The sequence below is a fragment of the Streptomyces sp. NPDC032126 genome (assembly GCF_055580085.1).
The window spans coordinates 525,394-543,651 of record NZ_JBVIMA010000003.1 but is presented as its reverse complement, the minus strand read 5'-3'; the positions used below and the strand labels follow the sequence as shown (position 1 = coordinate 543,651).

Sequence of the window (18,258 nt, the reverse complement as noted above, 5' to 3'; positions counted from 1 at the left end):
CCCGACCATGCCCCGCAGCAGCGGCAACGGCGCCGTCACCCGTAGCACCCTGCGGCAGCAGATCGCCGACGCGCTCCGCGACGAGGTACTGGCGGGACGGCTCCAGCCGGGGCAGGAGTTCACCGTCAAGGAGATAGCCGACCAGTACGGCGTCTCCGCGACCCCGGTCCGCGAGGCGCTCGTCGACCTGTCCGCGCAGGGCCTGCTGGAGGCCGACCAGCACCGGGGCTTCCGGGTGCACGAGTACTCCGTCGCCGACTACCGGGGCATGATCCAGGCCCGCACCCTGGTCACCGAGGGCATGTTCCTCGCCCTGGAGGACGGCCGCCAGGGCTACGGCGACCTCGGCGACCCGCGCGTCGCGGCCGCGGTCGCGGTCGCGGGCGTGCGGCGGCGCGGCGAGGAGGCCGAGCGCGCCGCCTCCGCCGGCGACCTGAACGTCCTCATCGGCTACGACCTGCGTTTCTGGCGCGAGCTGAGCGCCCTGTTCGGCAACGCCTACCTCGTCGACTTCCTGCACCGGCTGCGGGTGCAGTCCTGGGTGTGCGCGGTGCAGCATCTGCGCCGGCTCACCGATCTGCGCGGCCTCCTGTGGTCCGGCCACACCGAGCTGGTCGACGCCCTGTATGCCCGCGACATCCCCAGGGCCCGTGCGATCCTCGCCGCGTACAACGAGCACGCCGTCGCGCTGATCGAGCGGCTGGCGGCGGAATGAGCGTCGACCTCTCGGTCGTCGTCCCCGCCTTCAACGAAGAGCACCGCCTCGGCTCCACGCTCGACGCCATCACCTCCTACCTCCGCGCCACCGGGGCCCGCTGGGGCGGCTGGGAGGTCGTCGTCGCCGACGACGGCTCCACCGACGCCACCCGCGACCTCGTCGCCGGCCGCCCCGGCGTCCGTCTCGTCACGGACGGCCGGCATCGCGGCAAGGGGCACGCCCTGCGCCTGGGGGTGGCCGCCAGCACCGGCCGTCTCGTCCTGCTCACCGACGCCGATCTCGCCTCCCCCATCGAGGAGTTGGAGAAGCTCGACAAGGCCCTGACGGACGGTCATGAGGCGGCCATCGGCTCCCGCGCCGTGCCGGGCGCCGAACTCGGCCGCCGCCAGCACCGCGCCCGCGAACTCATCGGCGCGGCGGGCAACCTGCTGATACGCGCCACGGCGGTCGTACCCGGCGTCCGCGACACCCAGTGCGGCTTCAAGCTGCTCGACGGCGACAAGGCCCGCGCCGCCTTCGCCGCCTCCCGGACCGACGGCTGGGCGATCGACGTGGAGGTCCTGCGGCACTTCCGCCGCGCGGGCTGGCCGGTGACCGAGGTGCCGGTGCGCTGGTCGCATCAACCCGGCTCGAAGGTACGGCCGTTGGACTACCTCCGGGTCCTGCGCGATCTGGCCCGGCTCGGCATCCGGCGCGCCGACGTCCTCTTCCTCGCCCTCGCGCTCGCCCTGTCCGTCGCCCTCTACTCCGGCCGCTTCTTCGACCCGGACCACCGCTATCTGACCGACTCCCTCCAGGACCAGAACCAGTGGGAGTGGTTCTTCGCGGTGACCGCCGACCACATCGCCCACCTGCGCAACCCGTTCCTCACCGACCTCCAGGGCTACCCCGACGGCGTCAATCTCATGGCCAACACGGTCATGCCCGGCCTGTCCGTCCCGCTGACACCGCTCACCCTGCTCCTCGGGCCGGCCATCACGCTCAGCCTGGTGATGACGTTCGGGCTCGCCGCGACCGCGCACGCCTGGTACCGGCTGATCCTGCGGCGCCTCACCCCGGGCCGTCCGGGCGCCGCCGGGACCGGCGCCCTCGTCGCGGCGTTCGCCCCGCCGATGGTCAGCCACGCCAACGCGCACCCCAACTTCACGGTCCTCTTCATGATCCCGCCGATCGTCGAACGCGCCCTGCGGCTGTGCGAGGGCCGGCGGGTCGGCCGGGACGCGGTGATCCTCGGCGCGATGGCGGCGTACCAGATCCTGCTGGGCGAGGAGGCGCTGCTGCTGACGGCCATGGGGCTGTTCGTCTTCGCCGCCGCCTACGCCGTCGTCGATCCCGGGACGGCCCGGCGGGCCTGGCGTCCGCTGCTGCGGGGGCTCACCGTCGCCGCGTCCGTCTGTCTGCCGCTCGTCGTGTATCCGCTGGTGTGGCAGTTCCAGGGACCCCAGAGCTACGACGGCATCCGGCACGGTCCGGAGGCGGCGAACAGTGTGCGGGCGTTCGTCGACAGCGGGCTGGCGATGAATCCGACCGAGCGGAACGGGTTCTACGGGTGGCCGCTGCTCACGCTGTCCGCGGTGATCGTGGTGGTGCTGTGGCGGGCGCGGGTGGTGGTGCGGGCGCTGGCCGTGACGGGGGTCGTGGCCGCGGTGCTGTCACTTGGGGCGCCGGGTCCCTGGGCTCTGGTGGGAGATCTGCCGCTGCTGGAGTCGGTCATCGTGGGACGGGTCGCGATGATCTGCGCGCCTGTGCTGGGCATGATCGTGGCACTGGGCCTGTGCGAAGGGCCGCCGGCCGGACGCGCGGTCCCCCGCGCCCCCTTCCTGCTGCTCGTCGCCGGCCTGGCCCTGATCCCCCTCGTTCCCGCGCCGCTGAGATCCGAGCCCCGCGCCGAGGTGCCCGCCTTCTTCACCTCCGGGGCCTGGCGGTCGTACGTCCGGCCCGGTGAGACGCTCGTCCCGGTGCCGTTGCCCGACCCGGTCCACGCCGAGGCGCTGCACTGGCAGGTCGTGGCCGGGCTGGGTTTCCGTATGCCCGGGGGCTACTTCAACGGGCCCTACGGTGACGGCGACCGCACCGGGGTCTACGGCGTGCCCCTGCGCTACACCGCGAGCGTGCTGGCCGATGTGCGGGATTTCGGGATGCTGCCCGTGATCGACGACGCCGGGCGGGCCCGGGCGCGGCAGGACTTCGCGTACTGGCGGGCCGGGGCGCTCGTGCTGGCGCCGCAGCCCCGCGACGGGCGGCTGCGGGACGCCGTGGACAAGCTGGTGGGCCGGGCCGGGAGACGGGTGGGCGGGGTGTGGGTATGGGACCTGCACGAGGGGGCGCCGAGCCCTGTCGCACCGACTACGCTGCACTGACCGTGCCCCTGCACTGAGTGAGGAGCTCTCTTTGGCCTGCGACCTGTGGCTGGTACCGCTCGTCGACGTGTTGTGCCACACCCCGGACAACCCGTTCGCCGAGGAACTCGCGCAGTACAACAAGGTGCTCGCCGAGAGCGGGCTCCCGCCGGTACCGGTGTACCAGTACATGCCCGGCCTGTCCGGCGAGGTCGCCCCGGTGGCCGGCTTCGACTACGACGCCCTGCACTTCCTGCGCCGCGCCTATCTGCTCCAGGTGTGCGGGCTGCCGGTGACGCCGGTGGACGAGCTCGGCGGGGACTACGAGCAGCTCCTGGAGATGTTCGAGGCGACCGCTCAGCAGTCGCACCTCGTGTGGCACTACGACCACGCGGGCGCCTATGTGCCGGTGGACTTCGCCGCGCCGCTGTCGAACGAGGAACTGCTCGCCGGGGGCGGCCCGTTGGGGTCGTCCCAGTCGCTGCTGCGGGAGCTGGAGTTCGTGGCGCAGTCGATCGGCATCGACCCGGCGAACCCGCCCGCCGCGCCGCAACCGCCCGCCGCTCCCACGGAGTTGGAGGAGCCGGCCGTCCCGGCCCCGTACGATCCCAGCCCCTTCGCCCGTGAGCGGCACGTCTGGCTCGGCCTGCACGCGGCGGCGACGCGGAGTCTGGCGCAGGGCTCGATGATCGTGTTCAGCTGAGGGTCCGGGTCACCTCAGGGCGGACAGGCCCTTCTGCACGTCCTCAAGGTTCATGATCGGCGTATAGGAGATCTTGGCGCCCAGGTTGAGGAAGAACGGCTCGCTGATCGCCGGCATCTGGGAGACGTCCTCCAGGTCGAAGACCAGGAAGGCGGTGCGGCAGCCGTCGTCGGCGGTGAAGTAGGCCGCCTCGGGCTTGACCTGCTCGACCGACTCCTGGATCAGTTTGCCCAGGGTGCCGTTGCGGATGGCCTCGTTCGACTTCTCGGTGTCCAGGTTCGCCTTGAGCAGTACGCGCATCGCACTCACCTTCTTCTGGCCGAAGCGCGCGGGGTACGGCTGTACCGCTTCAGGATATGCCCGGTATGTGCGGTCTCGCGGCCTGAGCGGAGGTGCCCCGGGGGCCGCCGGGGCACCGGCCTGCGTCAGAAGCCGCCCGCGTTGAGCTGTTCGTTTTCAGCCATGAGTCTGCTGGGCGAGGGGGTGCGTGTCGTTGGCGTGGGGCGCACTGTTCCTTGTGGGTGAGCGCACCCAGACGGTGCTCACGCGAAAGCCGGTCGGCGTGATCCCGTACGCCGCGCGGAAGGCCCGGCTGAACTCGGCGGCCTGGGTGAAGCCCCAGCGGGCGGCGATGGAGCGGACGGGCAGATGGCGCAGGCGGGGGTCACCGAGGTCGCTGCGGCAGCGCTCCAGCCGCTGGGCCTTGATCCAGGCGGAGACGGTGAGTTCCTGCCGCTTGAAGAGGCGGTGCAGATAGCGGGTGGAGATGTGGTGCGCGGCGGCGACGCGGTCGGGGGTCAGCCGGGGTCGCCGAGGTGGTCGAGGACGTAGGAGCGGATGCGGGGCAGGAGGTCGTCGTCGGGTGCGCACGGCGCGCTGTCCCGGACCAGCCCGGCCATGAACTGCCCGGCGGCACGGGTGCATGCTCGACGCCACCGCGCCCGTCGTCGTGGAGACCGGCCGCGGTCCGGGCGGGCCCGCAGGCGCCCAGGTCGTCCATGTCCCCGGTCGGACCGACCGGCCGCCCGCCGATCCGGCCCAGGTCACCGCCGCCCTGCGGGCGAACCCCGGCACCCGCCGCTTCTACGGCACCGCCGAGGCACAGGTCACCGCGTACGGCGTCACCGGCCGGACCACCGTCGTCGCGTACGAGGGCGACGCGTCCTGGGCCGCGCCCCAGCTGGTGTCGGGCCACTGGCTCACCGGCCCCGGGCAGGCGGTCGTCACGGACCGCTTCCTGGACGCCGCAGGCATCGAGGTCGGCGACACGGTCACCCTGGCCGACAAGGGCCGCCGCACCTCCGTACGGATCGTCGGCGAAGTCTTCTTCACCGAGAGCGACGGCATGACCCTGCTGACCCCGGCCTCCACCCTCACCGCCCTGGGCATCGCCGCCGAGCCGTCCCGGTTCCACGCGCAGCCCGGCCCGGGGACGTCCCCGTCGGCGTACGCGACCTCGCTCAACACGGCCCTCGACGCGCTGGGCGCCTACGCCCACCCGAACGGCGACAACTCCTCCAGCGTGATCGCCGCCATGGACGCGCTGATCGGCCTGCTCACCGCGCTGCTCGTCGCCGTCGCGGGGCTGGGTGTGCTCAACGCGGTCGTCCTCGACACCCGGGACCGCGTCCACGACCTCGGCGTCTTCAAGGCGCTCGGCATGACACCCCGGCAGACCGTCGCCATGGTCCTCACGTCGGTCGCCGGCCTGGGCCTGGTCGCCTCCGTCGCCGGCATCCCGGCGGGAGTGGCCCTGCACCACCGGGTCACGCGGCTGATGGGCGACGCGGTGGGCATGCACCTCCCCGCCGCCGACATCGACGTCTACGGCCCGCTCGCCCTGGTGCTCCTCGCCCTGGGCGGCGTGACGATCGCGGTGACGGGCGCGCTGCTCCCGGCGGGCTGGGCGGCCAGGACGGACACGGCGAGGGCGCTGAGGTCGGAATGAGACGGCCGAGAGGGGCGCCCCGCACGGGGACGCCCCTCTCTTCCTGAAGCCGTGGCCTAGCCGTGGCCTAGCCGTGGCCTACAGGAACGAGTTGATCTCGATCGTCTCGTCGCGGCCCGGGCCCACGCCGATCGCGGAGATCGGGGCGCCGGACATCTCCTCCAGCGCCTTGACGTAGTTCTGGGCGTTCTTGGGGAGGTCCGCGAAGGTCTTGGCCTTCGTGATGTCCTCCGACCAGCCCGGCAGGGTCTCGTAGACCGGCTTCGCGTGGTGGAAGTCGGACTGCGAGTACGGAAGCTCCTCGACGCGCTTGCCGTCGATCTCGTAGGCCACGCAGACCGGGATCTGCTCCCAGCCGGTGAGGACGTCGAGCTTGGTGAGGAAGAAGTCCGTCAGGCCGTTCACGCGGGTCGCGTAGCGGGCGATCACGGCGTCGAACCAGCCGCAGCGGCGGTCACGGCCGGTGGTCACGCCCCGCTCGCCACCGATGCGGCGCAGCGCCTCGCCGTCCTCGTCGAAGAGCTCGGTGGGGAAGGGGCCCGCGCCGACACGGGTCGTGTACGCCTTGAGGATGCCGATGACCCGGCTGATCTTCGTCGGGCCCACGCCGGTGCCGGTGCAGGCGCCGCCCGCGGTCGGGTTCGACGAGGTGACGAAGGGGTACGTGCCGTGGTCGATGTCGAGCAGCGTGCCCTGGCCGCCCTCGAACAGGACGACCTTGTCGTTCTCCAGGGCCTGGTTCAGGACCAGGACCGTGTCGGCGACATACGGCTCGATCTGCGCGGCGTAGCCCAGCAGCTCCTCGACGACCTGGTCGACGGCGATCGCGCGCCGGTTGTAGAGCTTGGTGAGGATCTGGTTCTTGGCGTCGAGGGCCGCTTCGACCTTCTGGGTGAGGATCGACTCGTCGTAGAGGTCCTGGACGCGGATGCCGACGCGGTTGATCTTGTCGGCGTAGGTCGGGCCGATGCCGCGGCCGGTCGTGCCGATCTTGCGCTTGCCGAGGAAGCGCTCGGTCACCTTGTCGACGGTCACGTTGTACGGCGTGATGATGTGAGCGTTCGCGCTGATCAGGAGCTTGGACGTGTCGACGCCGCGCTCGTTCAGACCGCTCAGCTCGGAGAGCAGGACCGAGGGGTCGACGACGACACCGTTGCCGATGACGGGGGTGCACCCCGGGGACAGGATTCCGGAAGGGAGCAGGTGCAGGGCGTACTTCTGATCGCCCACGACCACCGTATGGCCGGCGTTGTTGCCGCCCTGGTAGCGCACCACATAGTCGACTGACCCGCCGAGCAGGTCGGTCGCCTTTCCCTTGCCTTCGTCACCCCACTGAGCACCGAGCAGCACAAGTGCGGGCACGCGCGTACACCCCTTCCGGGCGGGGCATGTCCAAGGTCAGGGGCGCAGGCGTAAGGTTCACCGCCGCGACCATCGCGACCGTCGTTGGCCGCACAACCCGTCGGACCGGATGCCCCGGAATAGACGAAGCCCCTGGCGCAATAGCGCAAGGGGCTCTTGCACAAAGATGCTACCCGAGGAAGCGAGGCAGGACCGAGGTGGCGACTTTCGCGACGTCCGATCAGCTGCTGGTGGTCATCGATCCGGTTGCCCGGCAGCTGGACGGGGAGTCGGTTCGGATCGCGAAAGACGTGCTCAGCGCGGGTGCGGCGACCAAGGTGTGCCTGCCGGAGGACGGTGAGGAGTTCGCCCGCGCGCTGTCCCGCAGGGGCTCGCGCCGCCCTGTGGTGGTGGGCGACGACCGGGCCCTGGTGCGCGCGGTGTCCCTGCTGCACCGCCGGCGGGAGCTGGCCGAATGCGTGCTGTCGATGGTGCCGGTCGGGGGCATGCTGTCGCTGGCCGGTTCGCTGGGCATCCCGACGGGCGCGGTGGCGGCGGCGCGGGCGGTGCTGGACGGGGTGGAGAGCCGGCTGGACGTGCTGGTGGACGACAGCGACGGGGTGGTGCTGGGGACGCTGCGCATCCCGGCGGTGCCGCTGCGGGAGGTGCCGCAGTCGGGCGCGTCGCCGCTGGACGGCACCCGCCCCTGGGTGCGCACCTGCCGGTCCCTGGTCCGCACCCTGGTCCCCTCGCGCGGCGCCCCGGACGCGCCGCTTCCGCCCGCCGGTCCGGCCCATCTGCGCATCGAGCTCGACGGCACGACGCTGATCGATCTGGACCAGCCCGTGGACACGGTGTCGGTGGCCCCGTCCCCCACGGCCGGCCTCGCCGCCGTGGAGATCCGCCCGTCGTCGGTGGGCGCGGAGGCGACCCCCCTGCGGGCGACGGGCCACCGGGTGACGGTCTCGGGCCCGGACTTCCGCTACCGGGCGGACGCGGGCGTCCTGGGCCCCGTACGCCGCCGAACCTGGACGGTCTGGGAGTCGGCACTGGGGCTGACGCTGCCGGTGCGGTAGGGCGGTCTGCTGCGGCGCGGGATGCCTCGCCAGGAGGTCAGGCCACGGGCCGGCCGTCGGCGTCCTTCTCCGGGCCTGGAAGCCGACGGTGTCTAGTCACGGTAGCCGCTCGGTCACCGAGGCGTGATCGCTTTCGTCCTTCAGGCCGACCCCCGTGACTCCCCCCTCCCGTGCCCTCTCCATCAGCCCCGCCAGCTTCCCCGCCGCGCCCGCGTACGACAGCCCCAGCGGGGGTCTGATGTTGGACAGGCAGTTGCGGTCGGCGTCGGTCGTCAGCCCCGGCTTCGGGTCGTACGTCAGATACGCGCCCAGCGAGTCCGCGGCCGACATGCCCGGCCGTTCGCCGATCAGGACGACGACCATCGCCGCGCCCATGGCGGCCGCCACCGCGTCCCCCAGTGCCACCCGCGCCTGCTCGGCCAGCACGACCGGGGCGATGCGCCAGCCCGGCAGTCGCGTCGCCGTCTCCGTCACCACCGTCGCCGCGTGCTCGTGCACCGCCCGGCTGGACAGCCCGTCCGCGACGACGAACACCGCGTCCCACTCCCCCACCGGCAGATGCGCCCGGTCGGCGGCGTCCAACCGCCGCCCCAGGTCGGGACGTTGGAGATACGTCAGCCGGTCACCGGCCGCGCTGCGCACCCGTATCGTCGGCATGCCCGGCAGCCCCGCCGCGACCCGGTCCGGTTCGAACGGCGAGTGCACCGCGTCCCGGGCGGCGGCGTGCGCGGCCTGGAGTTCCAGCCGGTGCCGGGTGGGCAGGCCCGAACCGGCCCGGCCGAGGCCGATGCGGGCCTGGGTGCGGAGGCGCAGGGTCGCCCACAACTCCCCTTCACTGACTATCAGTTGCGTCATGCCGCGATCTCCGTCAAGGGGTGGGCGCCGACCTCGCGGATGCCGCCGTGCTCGTCCAGCAGACCGGCCGAGGCGAGCCACGCCTCGAACTCCGGTGCCGGGCGCAGCCCGAGGACCTCACGGAGGTACAACGCGTCGTGGTAGGAGGCGGATTGGTAGTTGAGCATGATGTCGTCGCCGCCCGGCGTGCAGATCACGAAGGACGCGCCCGCGACGCCGAGCATGGTGAGCATGGTCGCGATGTCGTCGTCATCGGCGTCGGCGTGGTTGGTGTAGCAGATGTCCAGGCCCATGGGCAGGCCGAGCAGCTTGCCGCAGAAGTGGTCCTCCAGGGCCGCCCGGAGGATCTGGCGGCCGTCGTACAGGTACTCCGGGCCGATGAAGCCCACCACCGTGTTCACCAGCAGCGGGTCATAGCGTCGCGCCACCGCGTAGGCCCGTGCCTCCACCGTCTGCTGGTCCACCCCGTGGTGCGCGTCGGCCGACAGGGCGCTGCCCTGCCCGGTCTCGAAGTACATGACGTTCTGCCCGACCGTGCCGCGCTCCAGCTTGAGCGCCGCCTCGTACGCCTCGTCGAGCAGGGCGAGCGTCACACCGAAGGAGGCGTTCGCGGCCTGGGTGCCGGCGATGGACTGGAAGACCAGGTCGACGGGGGCGCCGCGTTCCATCAGGTCCACGCTCGTCGTGACGTGGCAGAGGACGCAGGACTGGGTGGGGATGCCGTACCGCTGGATGACCCCGTCGAGGAGGTCGAGCAGGTCCCGTACCGCCTTCGGGCTGTCCGTCGCCGGGTTGATGCCGATGACCGCGTCGCCGGAGCCGAGCAGCAGCCCGTCCAGCAGGGCGGCGGCGACCCCGGCCGGGTCGTCGGTGGGGTGGTTGGGCTGGAGACGGGTGGCGAGGCGTCCGGGCAGGCCGATCGTCGAGCGGAAGGCGGTGACGACCCGCACCTTGCGCGCGACCGCCACCAGGTCGGCGTTGCCCATCAGTTTGGAGACGGCCGCCACCATCTCCGGGGTCAGCCCGGCGGCCACGGCGGTCAGGGCCTCGCCGTCGGCGGCCAGCAGCCACTCCCGCAGCTCTCCCACCGTCATCCCCGCCACCGGCGCGAAGGCCGCCGCGTCATGCGTGTCCAGGATCAGCCGGGTGACGTCGTCGCTCTCGTACGGAATCAGCGGCTCGGTCAGAAAGGTGGTCAGCGGCACGTCCGCCAACGCCCAGCGCGCCGCGACCCGTTGACGTGCCGACTCGGCGGCGAGCCCGGCGAGACGGTCGCCGGACCGCTCCGGGCTCGCGGCGGCCAGCAGCCGGGCGAGGGAGGCGAAGCGGTGGCGCTCGCCGCCGAGGGTGGAGGTGTAGACGCTCATGGCGGCGACCGTACGAGCCGTGTGTTGCGAGCGGATTTCCGCGGAGCACCTCCGACTTTTAAAGGTCTGGTTGACAAACATTTAACGCCCCGAGACTCTTGGCCGACTCATTCGGCCGACAGAGTCCAGCCCGGTACACCAGCGCGTCAGCAGGAGAGGGGCCAACCCGATGGCAGTGGACGAGGGAGTCGCCCCAGCGGCGAAGACGGACGAGACAGGCACGGTTCACCGACTCAAGCCCAACGCCGTGGGCCTGCTGGGCGTGGTCTTCATGGCCGTCGCGACCGCCGCGCCGATCACCGCGATGACGGGCAACGTGCCCTTCATGGTGTCGGCGGGCAACGGCATCGGCGCCCCGGCGAGCTATCTCGTCGCAATGGTCGTACTGGCAACCTTTTCCGTCGGCTTCACGTCGATGGCGAAGCACATCACGTCCACCGGCGCCTTCTACGGCTTCATCTCCTACGGCCTCGGCCGCACCGTCGGCCTCGCCTCCGGACTGCTCGCCACCTTCGCGTACGTCGTCTTCGAACCGGCCCTGATCGGCATCTTCTCGACCTTCGCGACGGAGACGCTGAAGGACCAGACGGGCGCCGACATCCCCTGGTGGGCGTTCGCGATCCTGATGCTGGCGATCAATGCCACCGGCACCTGGTTCGGCGTCTCGGTCGCCGAGAAGCTGCTGGTCGTGCTGCTCGCCACCGAGGTCACGATCCTCGCCGCGATGGCGATCTCGGTCGCCTTCCACGGCGGCGGCCCGGACGGCTTCAGCATCGACCCCGTCAACCCGGTCAACGCCTTCAAGGGGACCAGCGCGGGCCTCGGTCTCTTCTTCGCCTTCTGGTCCTGGGTCGGCTTCGAGTCGACGGCGATGTACGGCGAGGAGTCCCGCAACCCGAAGAGGATCATCCCCAAGGCGACGATGATCTCGGTCCTCGGCGTCGGCGTCTTCTACGTCTTCGTCTCCTGGATGGCCATCACCGGCACCGGCCAGTCCGACGCGGTGAAGGTCGCCACCGGCAGCCCGCTGGACCTCTTCTTCAACCCCACCGAGCAGTACGTGGGCCACTGGGCGGTCGTCGTCATGCAGTGGCTGATGATCACCGGTTCGCTCGCCTGCGGCATGGCCTTCCACAACTGCGCCGCCCGCTACATGTACGCGCTGGGCCGCGAGGGCGTCCTGCCCTCCCTGAAGAACACCGTCGGCCGCACCCACGCCCGGCACGGCTCCCCGCACATCGCGGGCCTGGTCCAGACGATCGTGACCGCGCTGCTCCTGCTGGCCTTCGCGGCCGCCGGGAAGGACCCGTACACCGGCACGTACGTCCTGCTCGCGATCCTCGGCACCATGGCGATCCTGGTCGTACAGGCGGTGTGCTCCTTCGCGGTACTGGTCTACTTCCGTCGCAACCATCCCGAGAGCCGGCACTGGTTCAAGACCCTCACCGCCCCGCTGCTCGGCGGCGTCGCGATGCTCGGGGTGGTGGCGCTGCTGGTGACCAACATGGGCGCGGCGGCCGGTACGGAGTCCGGCTCGCTGGTGCTGAAGGCGACCCCGTGGCTGGTGGCGCTGGTCGCGGGCACGGGCATCGGCTACGCGCAGTACCTCAAGCGCCGGGACCCGGCCCGCTACCAACTCCTCGGCCGGACGGTCCTGGAGGAGACCAAGGAACGCTAACTGTCTCCGAAGAGCTCAGCGCGGCGGACCTGCCAGCGTTCCATCATCTCGGCGAGGTCCTTCTCGATGAACTCGAAGAAGGCGAGCGTCTCGGCCAGTCTGCGGCCGGCCGGAGTCCCGGCCCCCAGGCTGGCCACACCTTCGCGCAGGGCGTCCTCCCAGCGCTTGATGACCGCCTCGCGGTTGGTGACGGCCTGGTACCACTGGTCGCTGTGGACCCGGTACCGCTCGCGGCGGGAGCCGGGCTCCCGCTCCCGCGACAGCATGTGCACCTGGGACAGATAGCGCACGGCGCCCGAGACCCCGGCCGGGCTGACCTGGAGCTGTTCGCCCAGCTCGGCGGAGGTGAGGGCGCCGCTGTCGGAGGCGAGCAGCGCGGCGAAGACCCGGGCCGGCATGCGCGCCATCCCCGCCTCGACGAGCTGCGCCGCGAACCGCTCCACGAATCTGGACACCGCTTCGGGGTCCCGACCTGCCACGTCAGTCATCCCCTCACCCTAACCGGCGTTCACGGTGTTCCTTAACTTCACAAATTTCTGAAAGAACCGTACGTTCTGAAGCATGACGAAGGCAATCAGCGTCTCCGGCCTCCACAAGGCCTTCGGCAGGACGCAAGCGCTCGACGGGCTGGACCTCACGGTCGAGACCGGCGAGGTGCACGGCTTCCTCGGCCCCAACGGCGCCGGCAAGTCCACCACCATCCGCGTCCTGCTCGGCCTGCTGCGCGCCGACTCCGGCGCCGCCCAGGTCCTCGGCCGCGACCCGTGGGCGGACGCCGTCGAGGTGCACCGACGGATCGCCTACGTCCCCGGCGACGTCACCCTGTGGCGCAACCTCTCCGGCGGCGAGGTCATCGACCTGTACGGCCGTCTGCGCGGCGGCCTCGACCCGGCCCGGCGCGCCGAACTCATCGACCGCTTCGAGCTGGACCCCACCAAGAAGGGCCGCGCCTACTCGAAGGGCAACCGCCAGAAGGTCGCCCTGGTCGCCGCGTTCGCCTCGGACGTGGACCTGCTGATCCTGGACGAGCCGACCTCGGGCCTCGACCCCCTGATGGAGGAGGTCTTCCAGCGCTGTGTGACCGAGGAGCGCGAGCGCGGCCGGACGATCCTGCTCTCCTCCCACATCCTCAGCGAGGTCGAGGAGTTGTGCGACCGGGTGAGCATCGTCCGGCGCGGCCGCACCGTCGAGACCGGCTCGCTCGCCGACCTGCGCCATCTGACCCGGACCAGCGTCTCGGCCGAACTGGCCGGTCCGGCCAACGGCTTGGCCCGGCTGCCCGGCGTCCACGACCTCGACGTCCAGGGCCGCCGCGTCCGCCTCCAGGTCGACACCGACCGACTCGACGCCGTCCTGCGGTCGTTGACCGACGCGGGCGTACGGTCCCTGACGTCGACCCCGCCGACGCTGGAGGAGCTGTTCCTGCGCCACTACCAGGACGAGGAGGCGGCGCGATGACCTCCCTCGCCGGCACGGGCGTGCTGCTGCGCTTCAACCTCCGCCGCGACCGGGTGCTGATCCCGGTGTGGGTGGCGGTGAACGCCCTCATGGTCCTCTCCATGCCGAACACCCTGAAGGGCCTGTACGGCACCGAGGCCGAGCGCGCCGACCTGCTGCACCAGGTCGCCACCAACTCCTCCTTCCGCGCGCTGATCGGCCCGGTCTTCGACGACTCCCTCGGCGCCCTGACCGTCTGGCGCGTCGGCGTGTACGCGGGCGCCCTCGCCGCCGTCACCAGCCTCCTCGTCGTCGTACGCCACACCCGCGACGAGGAGGAGAGCGGGCGGCAGGAACTGATCGCCTCCGGCGCGGTGGGCCGGCGGGCCTCCCTCACGGCCGCGCTGCTCGCGGCGGGCGTGGCGGGCGGCGTCCTCGCGCTGCTGGTGACGGCCGGCCTGGCCGGTCAAGGCGCCGCCGGGGCGCTGGCGTTCGGTCTGGGCCTCGCGGCCGTGGGCATGCTCTTCGCCACCATGGCCGCGATCGTCGCGCAGCTCACGCAGAGCGCGCGGCTGGCACGGGGCCTGACGGCGGCGGTCCTGGGCGCGGCCTTCGCCCTGCGGGCGGCGGGCGACGCGGCGTCGAACGACGGCTCGTCGGTCCTGACCTGGCTGTCCCCGCTGGGCTGGCTGTCGAATCTACGACCGTACGCGGACACCCGGTGGTGGGTGCTGGGGCTGTTCGCGGCGGCGATCGCCCTCCAGGGCGCGGGCGCGTACGTCCTGACGGCCCGCCGTGACGTGGGCCTGGGCTTCCTGCCCACCCTCCCCGGCCCGGCCACCGGCCGGCTGGGCTCCGCCGGCGCCCTGGCCTGGCGGCTCCAGCGGGGCGCCGTGCTCGGCTGGAGCATCGGCTTCTTCCTGGCCGGGGTGGTCTACGGCGGTCTGGCGGACGGCGTGGCGGACCTGGTCGGCGACAACGAGGGCGCCCGGGAGATCGTCGAGCGGATGGGCGGCCGGAGCGGCATCACGGACGCGTTCCTCGCCTCGATGACCGGCATGCTCGGCCTCGTCGCCGCGCTGTACATCGTCGCGTCGGTCCTGCGGCTGCACGGCGAGGAGACCTCGGGCCGAGCGGAACCGCTGCTGGCCCACCCCGTCGGCCGCCTGACCTGGGCGGCCGGCCACCTGGTGATCGCCTACGCGGGCGCCGCCCTGATCATGCTCCTGGCGGCGCTGGGCTTCGCGGCGGGCTACGGCCAGCGGACCGGCCCCCTCCTCGCCGCCTGCCTGGTGCAGCTCCCGGCGATCTGGACGATCGGCGGCCTCGCGGTCCTCCTGTACGGCCTCACCCCCCGCCTGGCCCCGACGGCCTGGGCCGTGGCGGGCGCGGCCCTCCTGATCGGCTGGGTGGGACCGGCCCTGGACGCCCCGCGACTCGTCCTGGACCTCTCCCCGTTCGGCCACCTGCCGAAGCTGCCGGGGGGAGAGATGCGGTGGACGCCGGTGCTGGCCCTGCTGGGCTTGGCGGGAGCGCTGACGGCGGCGGGGCTGGCGGGGCTGCGCAGGCGGGATGTCACGGCCGGTTGAGTCAGCCCACCGCGACCCGCAATCCCTCAAGCCCCCGAATGACGAAGTTCGGCTTCCGCTCGGGTGCGGCGCCCAGCTCGAGTGACGGCGCCCGCGTGAGCAACGCGCTCATCGACGCGGCCAGCTCCATACGGGCCAGCGGCGCCCCGATGCAGTAGTGGATCCCCGCGCTGAAGGAGATGTGCGGATTGTCCTTACGGGCGAGGTCGAGCCGCTCGGGATCCTTGAAGACCTCGGGGTCGTGGTTGGCGGAACCGAAGAGCATGGCGATCTCCGCGCCGCGCGGAATCACCGTCCCGTCGATCTCGATCTCGTCCAGCACCCAGCGTTCGAAGAGCTGGAGCGGGGTGTCGTACCGCATCAACTCCTCGATCGCGGACGGGATCAGGGAGTGATCGGCGCGCAGCAGGGCCAGCTGCTCGGGATGGCGGAACAGGGCGTACCAGCCATTCACCGTGGCGTTGACGGTCGCCTCGTGCCCCGCGTTGAGCAGCAGCACGACCGTGGAGATCATCTCCTGCTCGGTCAGCCGCTCCCCCTCGTCGTACGCCGCGATGAGCCCGGAGATCAGGTCCTCGCCGGGCTCCGCGCGCCGCTCGGCGATCAGCTCCCGCAGGTACTCCGAGAACTCGACGGAGGCGCGGACCGCCTTCGCCGCCGCCTCCTCGGACGGGTTCAGCTCGTACATCCCGCAGATGTCCGCCGACCAGGGCCGCAGCAGGGGCCGGTCCGCCTCGGGGATGCCGAGCATCTCGGCGATCACGGCGACGGGCAGCGGCTCGGCGACGTCGGTGAGCAGATCGCCCCCGCCGGCGTCGACGAGGCCGGCCACCAGTTCGCCGGCGAGCTGCCGCACATAGGGCTGGAGCCGCTCCACGGTCCGGGGGGTGAACGCCTTCGACACGAGGCGCCGGATCCGGGTGTGGTCCGGGGGTTCCAGGTCGAGCATGCCGTGGTCGTTGAGCGTGTGGAACGGTTCGTGCTCGGCGGGCGGGGCCGTCCGCCCGAAGTCCTCGTGCGTGAACCGGTGCTGGTACGTCCGCCCGAGCCGCCGCTCGCGCAGCAGCGCCGACACGTCGGCGTGGTGCGGGACGAGCCACTGGTTCGTGGGTTCGTAATAGACCGCCCGGCCCTGGGCGCGCAGCTCGGCGTAGGCGGGGTACGGGTCGGCGAGGAAGGCCGGGTCCCAGGGATCGAAGGCTGTCATGGACGGACGCTAGCCCGGGGACAGGCGGTCTGACCAGGGGCGCCGCCCGGTTTCCTGGCGCCCCTCGGCTGCTGTCAGGTGCCTTCCCGGAGGGCCCGCTGTGCCTCGTGGAAGACCGCCCAGGCGTCCGCCACGGGGCCCACATGGGCCAGCTTGTCGGGGTTCAGGACCGTGCGGATCGCCTGGACGTGACCGTCGAGGATGTCCAGCGTCCAGGTGTTGAGGATCCTGCCCTCCCGGTCGCGGAAGAGCGCGCCCGGCTGGCCGTTGAGCTCGTGCGGCTCCATCGTGACGCCGACGTGGGCCAGCATCGGCAGGAACGTGGTGAGCACGCGCAGCACGTTGTCGCTGCCGGCGACGCCCTTGCCCCAGCTCGGCGCCTTGCCGCCGCTGTCGCCGACCATGTGGACGTCGGCGGCGAGCAGCTCCCGCAGCGCCTCGACGTCCCCTTCCCGGAAGGCGTCGAAGAAGCGGTCGGCGAGTTCCGCGCGCTCCTTGCGGTCCGCCTCGAAGCGGGGCCGGCCCGCGTCCATGTGCCGGCGCGCCCGCACCGCGAGCTGACGGCACGCCGCCTCCGAGCGGTCCACGGCCGAGGCGATCTCCGGGAAGCCGAAGCCGAACACCTCCCGCAGCACGAACACCGCGCGCTCCAGCGGGGTCAGCCGCTCCAGCAGCAGCAGCGCCGCCATCGACAGCGAGTCGGCCAGCTCCGCCGAGCGCTCCGGGTCCTGGTAGGGGTCGGCGAGCAGCGGCTCCGGGAACCATGTGCCGACGTACTCCTCGCGCCGCACCCGGGCCGAGCGCAGGACGTCGATGGAGATCCGGGTGATCACGGCCGACAGGAACGCCTTCGGTGAGTTCGGCCGGGTCGGGGTCGCCTCGTAGCGCAGCCAGGTCTCCTGGACCGCGTCCTCGGCCTCGCTGACACTGCCGAGGATGCGATAGGCGATCGAGAACAGCAGCGGCCGCAGCTCCTCGAACTCCTCGGTCCGCGTCACGCCAGCTCCTCCTTGATGCCCTGGCGCCACGAGGGATAGCGCAGCTCCCAGCCCAGTTCGCGCTTGGCCTTGGCGTTGGAGAAGCCGCGGCCCTCGGTCATCATCACCACCGCCTGGTCCCCCGCCAGCAGCCGGGCCAGCCACTTCGGCACCCGCATCGGCCGCTTGGCGCCCGCGCACTCGGCGAGATACGGCAGCCACTCGCGCGACGGGGCCGGCTCGTCGTCGACGATGTTGAACACGCCCCGCGCCTTCTGCTCCACCGCGAGGACGGTGGCGCTCGCCGCGTCGTCGAGGTGGATCCACGAGCTGTACCCGCCGCCGTCCCCGACCAGCGGGAACTGCCGCTTGCGGATCAGCTCGACCTGGTCGTCGATGGCCCCCGGCCCGTAGAACGCGCCGTAGCGCAGCAGCGCGCCGCCGGCCCCGACGACCGCCTCCTCGACGTGCCGCATCGCGTCCGCCAGCGGCTCCGCCGCCATCCCCCGCAGCGGGTCCAGCGGGTCGTCCTCGGTCTTCACCCAGCCGCCTTCGCGGATGCCGTTCCAGCTGGCGTAGCCCTGGGCGACGACATGGGGGACGCCGGTCGCCTCGGCGGCGGCCAGCAGATGGTCCGTCCCCTCGGTGCGCAGCCGGTTCGTCAGGGCGAACCAGCGGTCAGGATGCCTCAGATCGGGCTTGCCGGCGTGCGTCAGGGAGATCGCCGTCATCTGGTGCACGATCACGTCCGGGCGGGCCGCGGCCACCGCCTCGCCGACGGACGCCGCGTCCAGCCCGTCCATCACCACGCCCTCGGCACCCAGCCGCTCGGCCAGGCCCAGCTTGGTCGCGCTGGTCGTCGTAGCGGTCACCTCATGCCCCCGTGCGACCAGCTGCGGCACCAGCCGACGTCCCAGTACTCCCGTCCCGCCCGCCACGAACACGCGCATGACCCTCACCTTCCGACCCATCGGGGTGTCTCTGTCACCGTCTCTCGACCCTGAGACGTGTCAGCCCGCGGAT

General features: G+C 72.0%; 17 protein-coding genes. 8 read left to right on the top strand and 9 right to left on the bottom strand.

From position 1 onward, the window contains the following. Window positions 1-7 precede the first annotated feature (7 nt). Genes ACZ5NW_RS15430 through ACZ5NW_RS15420 form a run of 3 tightly spaced genes read left to right on the top strand, consistent with a single transcriptional unit; the run spans window position 8 to window position 3,760 of the window. Window positions 8-715: a GntR family transcriptional regulator gene (locus ACZ5NW_RS15430; RefSeq protein WP_468744313.1), complete on the top strand. Its 708-nt coding sequence runs from the start codon at window positions 8-10 to the stop codon at window positions 713-715. Continuing rightward, complete coding sequence (locus tag ACZ5NW_RS15425) at window positions 712-3,078, top strand: glycosyltransferase (protein ID WP_468744312.1); 2,367 nt, start codon at window positions 712-714, stop codon at window positions 3,076-3,078. Before ACZ5NW_RS15430 ends, ACZ5NW_RS15425 begins: the two co-directional genes overlap by 4 nt. A 31-nt stretch (window positions 3,079-3,109) precedes the next feature. Beyond that, window positions 3,110-3,760 carry a hypothetical protein gene (locus ACZ5NW_RS15420; RefSeq protein ID WP_468744311.1) on the top strand — a complete coding sequence of 217 codons (651 nt, stop codon included), beginning with the start codon at window positions 3,110-3,112 and terminating at the stop codon, window positions 3,758-3,760. 9 nt (window positions 3,761-3,769) lie between these two features. Here the strand turns inward: ACZ5NW_RS15420 and ACZ5NW_RS15415 are convergent, their stop codons facing one another. Continuing rightward, entirely contained in the window at window positions 3,770-4,060 is a 291-nt protein-coding gene (locus ACZ5NW_RS15415) for a hypothetical protein (protein WP_468744310.1), read from the bottom strand. A 156-nt stretch (window positions 4,061-4,216) separates the two neighbouring features. After that, window positions 4,217-4,630 (bottom strand): helix-turn-helix transcriptional regulator, encoded by a 414-nt coding sequence (locus tag ACZ5NW_RS15410; RefSeq protein WP_468744309.1) that lies wholly within the window; start codon window positions 4,628-4,630, stop codon window positions 4,217-4,219. 52 nt (window positions 4,631-4,682) lie between these two features. On the opposite strand from ACZ5NW_RS15410, the gene ACZ5NW_RS15405 reads away from it, so the two are divergent. Continuing rightward, window positions 4,683-5,708, top strand: a complete 1,026-nt coding sequence (locus ACZ5NW_RS15405; RefSeq protein WP_468744308.1) for an ABC transporter permease — start codon at window positions 4,683-4,685, stop codon at window positions 5,706-5,708. A 78-nt stretch (window positions 5,709-5,786) separates the two neighbouring features. Here the strand turns inward: ACZ5NW_RS15405 and ACZ5NW_RS15400 are convergent, their stop codons facing one another. After that, the gene (locus ACZ5NW_RS15400; RefSeq protein WP_468744307.1) at window positions 5,787-7,070 is read right to left on the bottom strand and encodes an adenylosuccinate synthase; all 1,284 of its coding nucleotides are present in this window, start codon (window positions 7,068-7,070) and stop codon (window positions 5,787-5,789) included. A gap of 197 nt (window positions 7,071-7,267) precedes the next feature. On the opposite strand from ACZ5NW_RS15400, the gene ACZ5NW_RS15395 reads away from it, so the two are divergent. Further along, the gene (locus tag ACZ5NW_RS15395; protein ID WP_468744306.1) at window positions 7,268-8,125 is read left to right on the top strand and encodes a diacylglycerol kinase family protein; all 858 of its coding nucleotides are present in this window, start codon (window positions 7,268-7,270) and stop codon (window positions 8,123-8,125) included. A 96-nt stretch (window positions 8,126-8,221) separates the two neighbouring features. Here the strand turns inward: ACZ5NW_RS15395 and eutC are convergent, their stop codons facing one another. Beyond that, on the bottom strand, window positions 8,222-8,980 hold the full coding sequence (gene eutC / locus ACZ5NW_RS15390; protein ID WP_468744305.1) for an ethanolamine ammonia-lyase subunit EutC: 759 nt from the start codon (window positions 8,978-8,980) through the stop codon (window positions 8,222-8,224). Next, a complete protein-coding gene (locus tag ACZ5NW_RS15385; protein WP_468744304.1) occupies window positions 8,977-10,347 on the bottom strand; it encodes an ethanolamine ammonia-lyase subunit EutB in 1,371 nt (456 codons plus the stop codon). The genes eutC and ACZ5NW_RS15385 overlap by 4 nt, the downstream gene beginning before the upstream one ends. A 169-nt stretch (window positions 10,348-10,516) precedes the next feature. Between ACZ5NW_RS15385 and ACZ5NW_RS15380 the strand changes: the two genes are divergently transcribed. Then, window positions 10,517-12,025 (top strand): APC family permease, encoded by a 1,509-nt coding sequence (locus ACZ5NW_RS15380; RefSeq protein WP_468744303.1) that lies wholly within the window; start codon window positions 10,517-10,519, stop codon window positions 12,023-12,025. On the opposite strand, the gene ACZ5NW_RS15375 is transcribed toward ACZ5NW_RS15380, so the two are convergent. Beyond that, the gene (locus ACZ5NW_RS15375; RefSeq protein ID WP_468744302.1) at window positions 12,022-12,513 is read right to left on the bottom strand and encodes a GbsR/MarR family transcriptional regulator; all 492 of its coding nucleotides are present in this window, start codon (window positions 12,511-12,513) and stop codon (window positions 12,022-12,024) included. The two genes, ACZ5NW_RS15380 and ACZ5NW_RS15375, sit on opposite strands and share 4 nt — an antisense overlap. Before the next feature lie 73 nt (window positions 12,514-12,586). On the opposite strand from ACZ5NW_RS15375, the gene ACZ5NW_RS15370 reads away from it, so the two are divergent. Together ACZ5NW_RS15370 and ACZ5NW_RS15365 are read left to right on the top strand one after the other, a co-directional pair. Then, entirely contained in the window at window positions 12,587-13,483 is an 897-nt protein-coding gene (locus ACZ5NW_RS15370; RefSeq protein WP_468744301.1) for an ABC transporter ATP-binding protein, read from the top strand. Continuing rightward, a complete protein-coding gene (locus ACZ5NW_RS15365; protein WP_468744300.1) occupies window positions 13,480-15,051 on the top strand; it encodes an ABC transporter permease in 1,572 nt (523 codons plus the stop codon). The genes ACZ5NW_RS15370 and ACZ5NW_RS15365 overlap by 4 nt, the downstream gene beginning before the upstream one ends. A gap of 1 nt (window position 15,052) precedes the next feature. Here ACZ5NW_RS15365 and ACZ5NW_RS15360 read toward each other — a convergent pair whose 3' ends face one another. The 3 genes from ACZ5NW_RS15360 to ACZ5NW_RS15350 form a co-directional block, all read right to left on the bottom strand. Continuing rightward, entirely contained in the window at window positions 15,053-16,258 is a 1,206-nt protein-coding gene (locus ACZ5NW_RS15360) for a cytochrome P450 (protein ID WP_468744299.1), read from the bottom strand. A 74-nt stretch (window positions 16,259-16,332) separates the two neighbouring features. Further along, on the bottom strand, window positions 16,333-17,256 hold the full coding sequence (locus tag ACZ5NW_RS15355) for an RNA polymerase sigma-70 factor (protein ID WP_468744298.1): 924 nt from the start codon (window positions 17,254-17,256) through the stop codon (window positions 16,333-16,335). Next, window positions 17,253-18,185 (bottom strand): NAD-dependent epimerase/dehydratase family protein, encoded by a 933-nt coding sequence (locus tag ACZ5NW_RS15350; RefSeq protein ID WP_468744297.1) that lies wholly within the window; start codon window positions 18,183-18,185, stop codon window positions 17,253-17,255. Before ACZ5NW_RS15350 ends, ACZ5NW_RS15355 begins: the two co-directional genes overlap by 4 nt. Window positions 18,186-18,258: the final 73 nt, after the last annotated feature.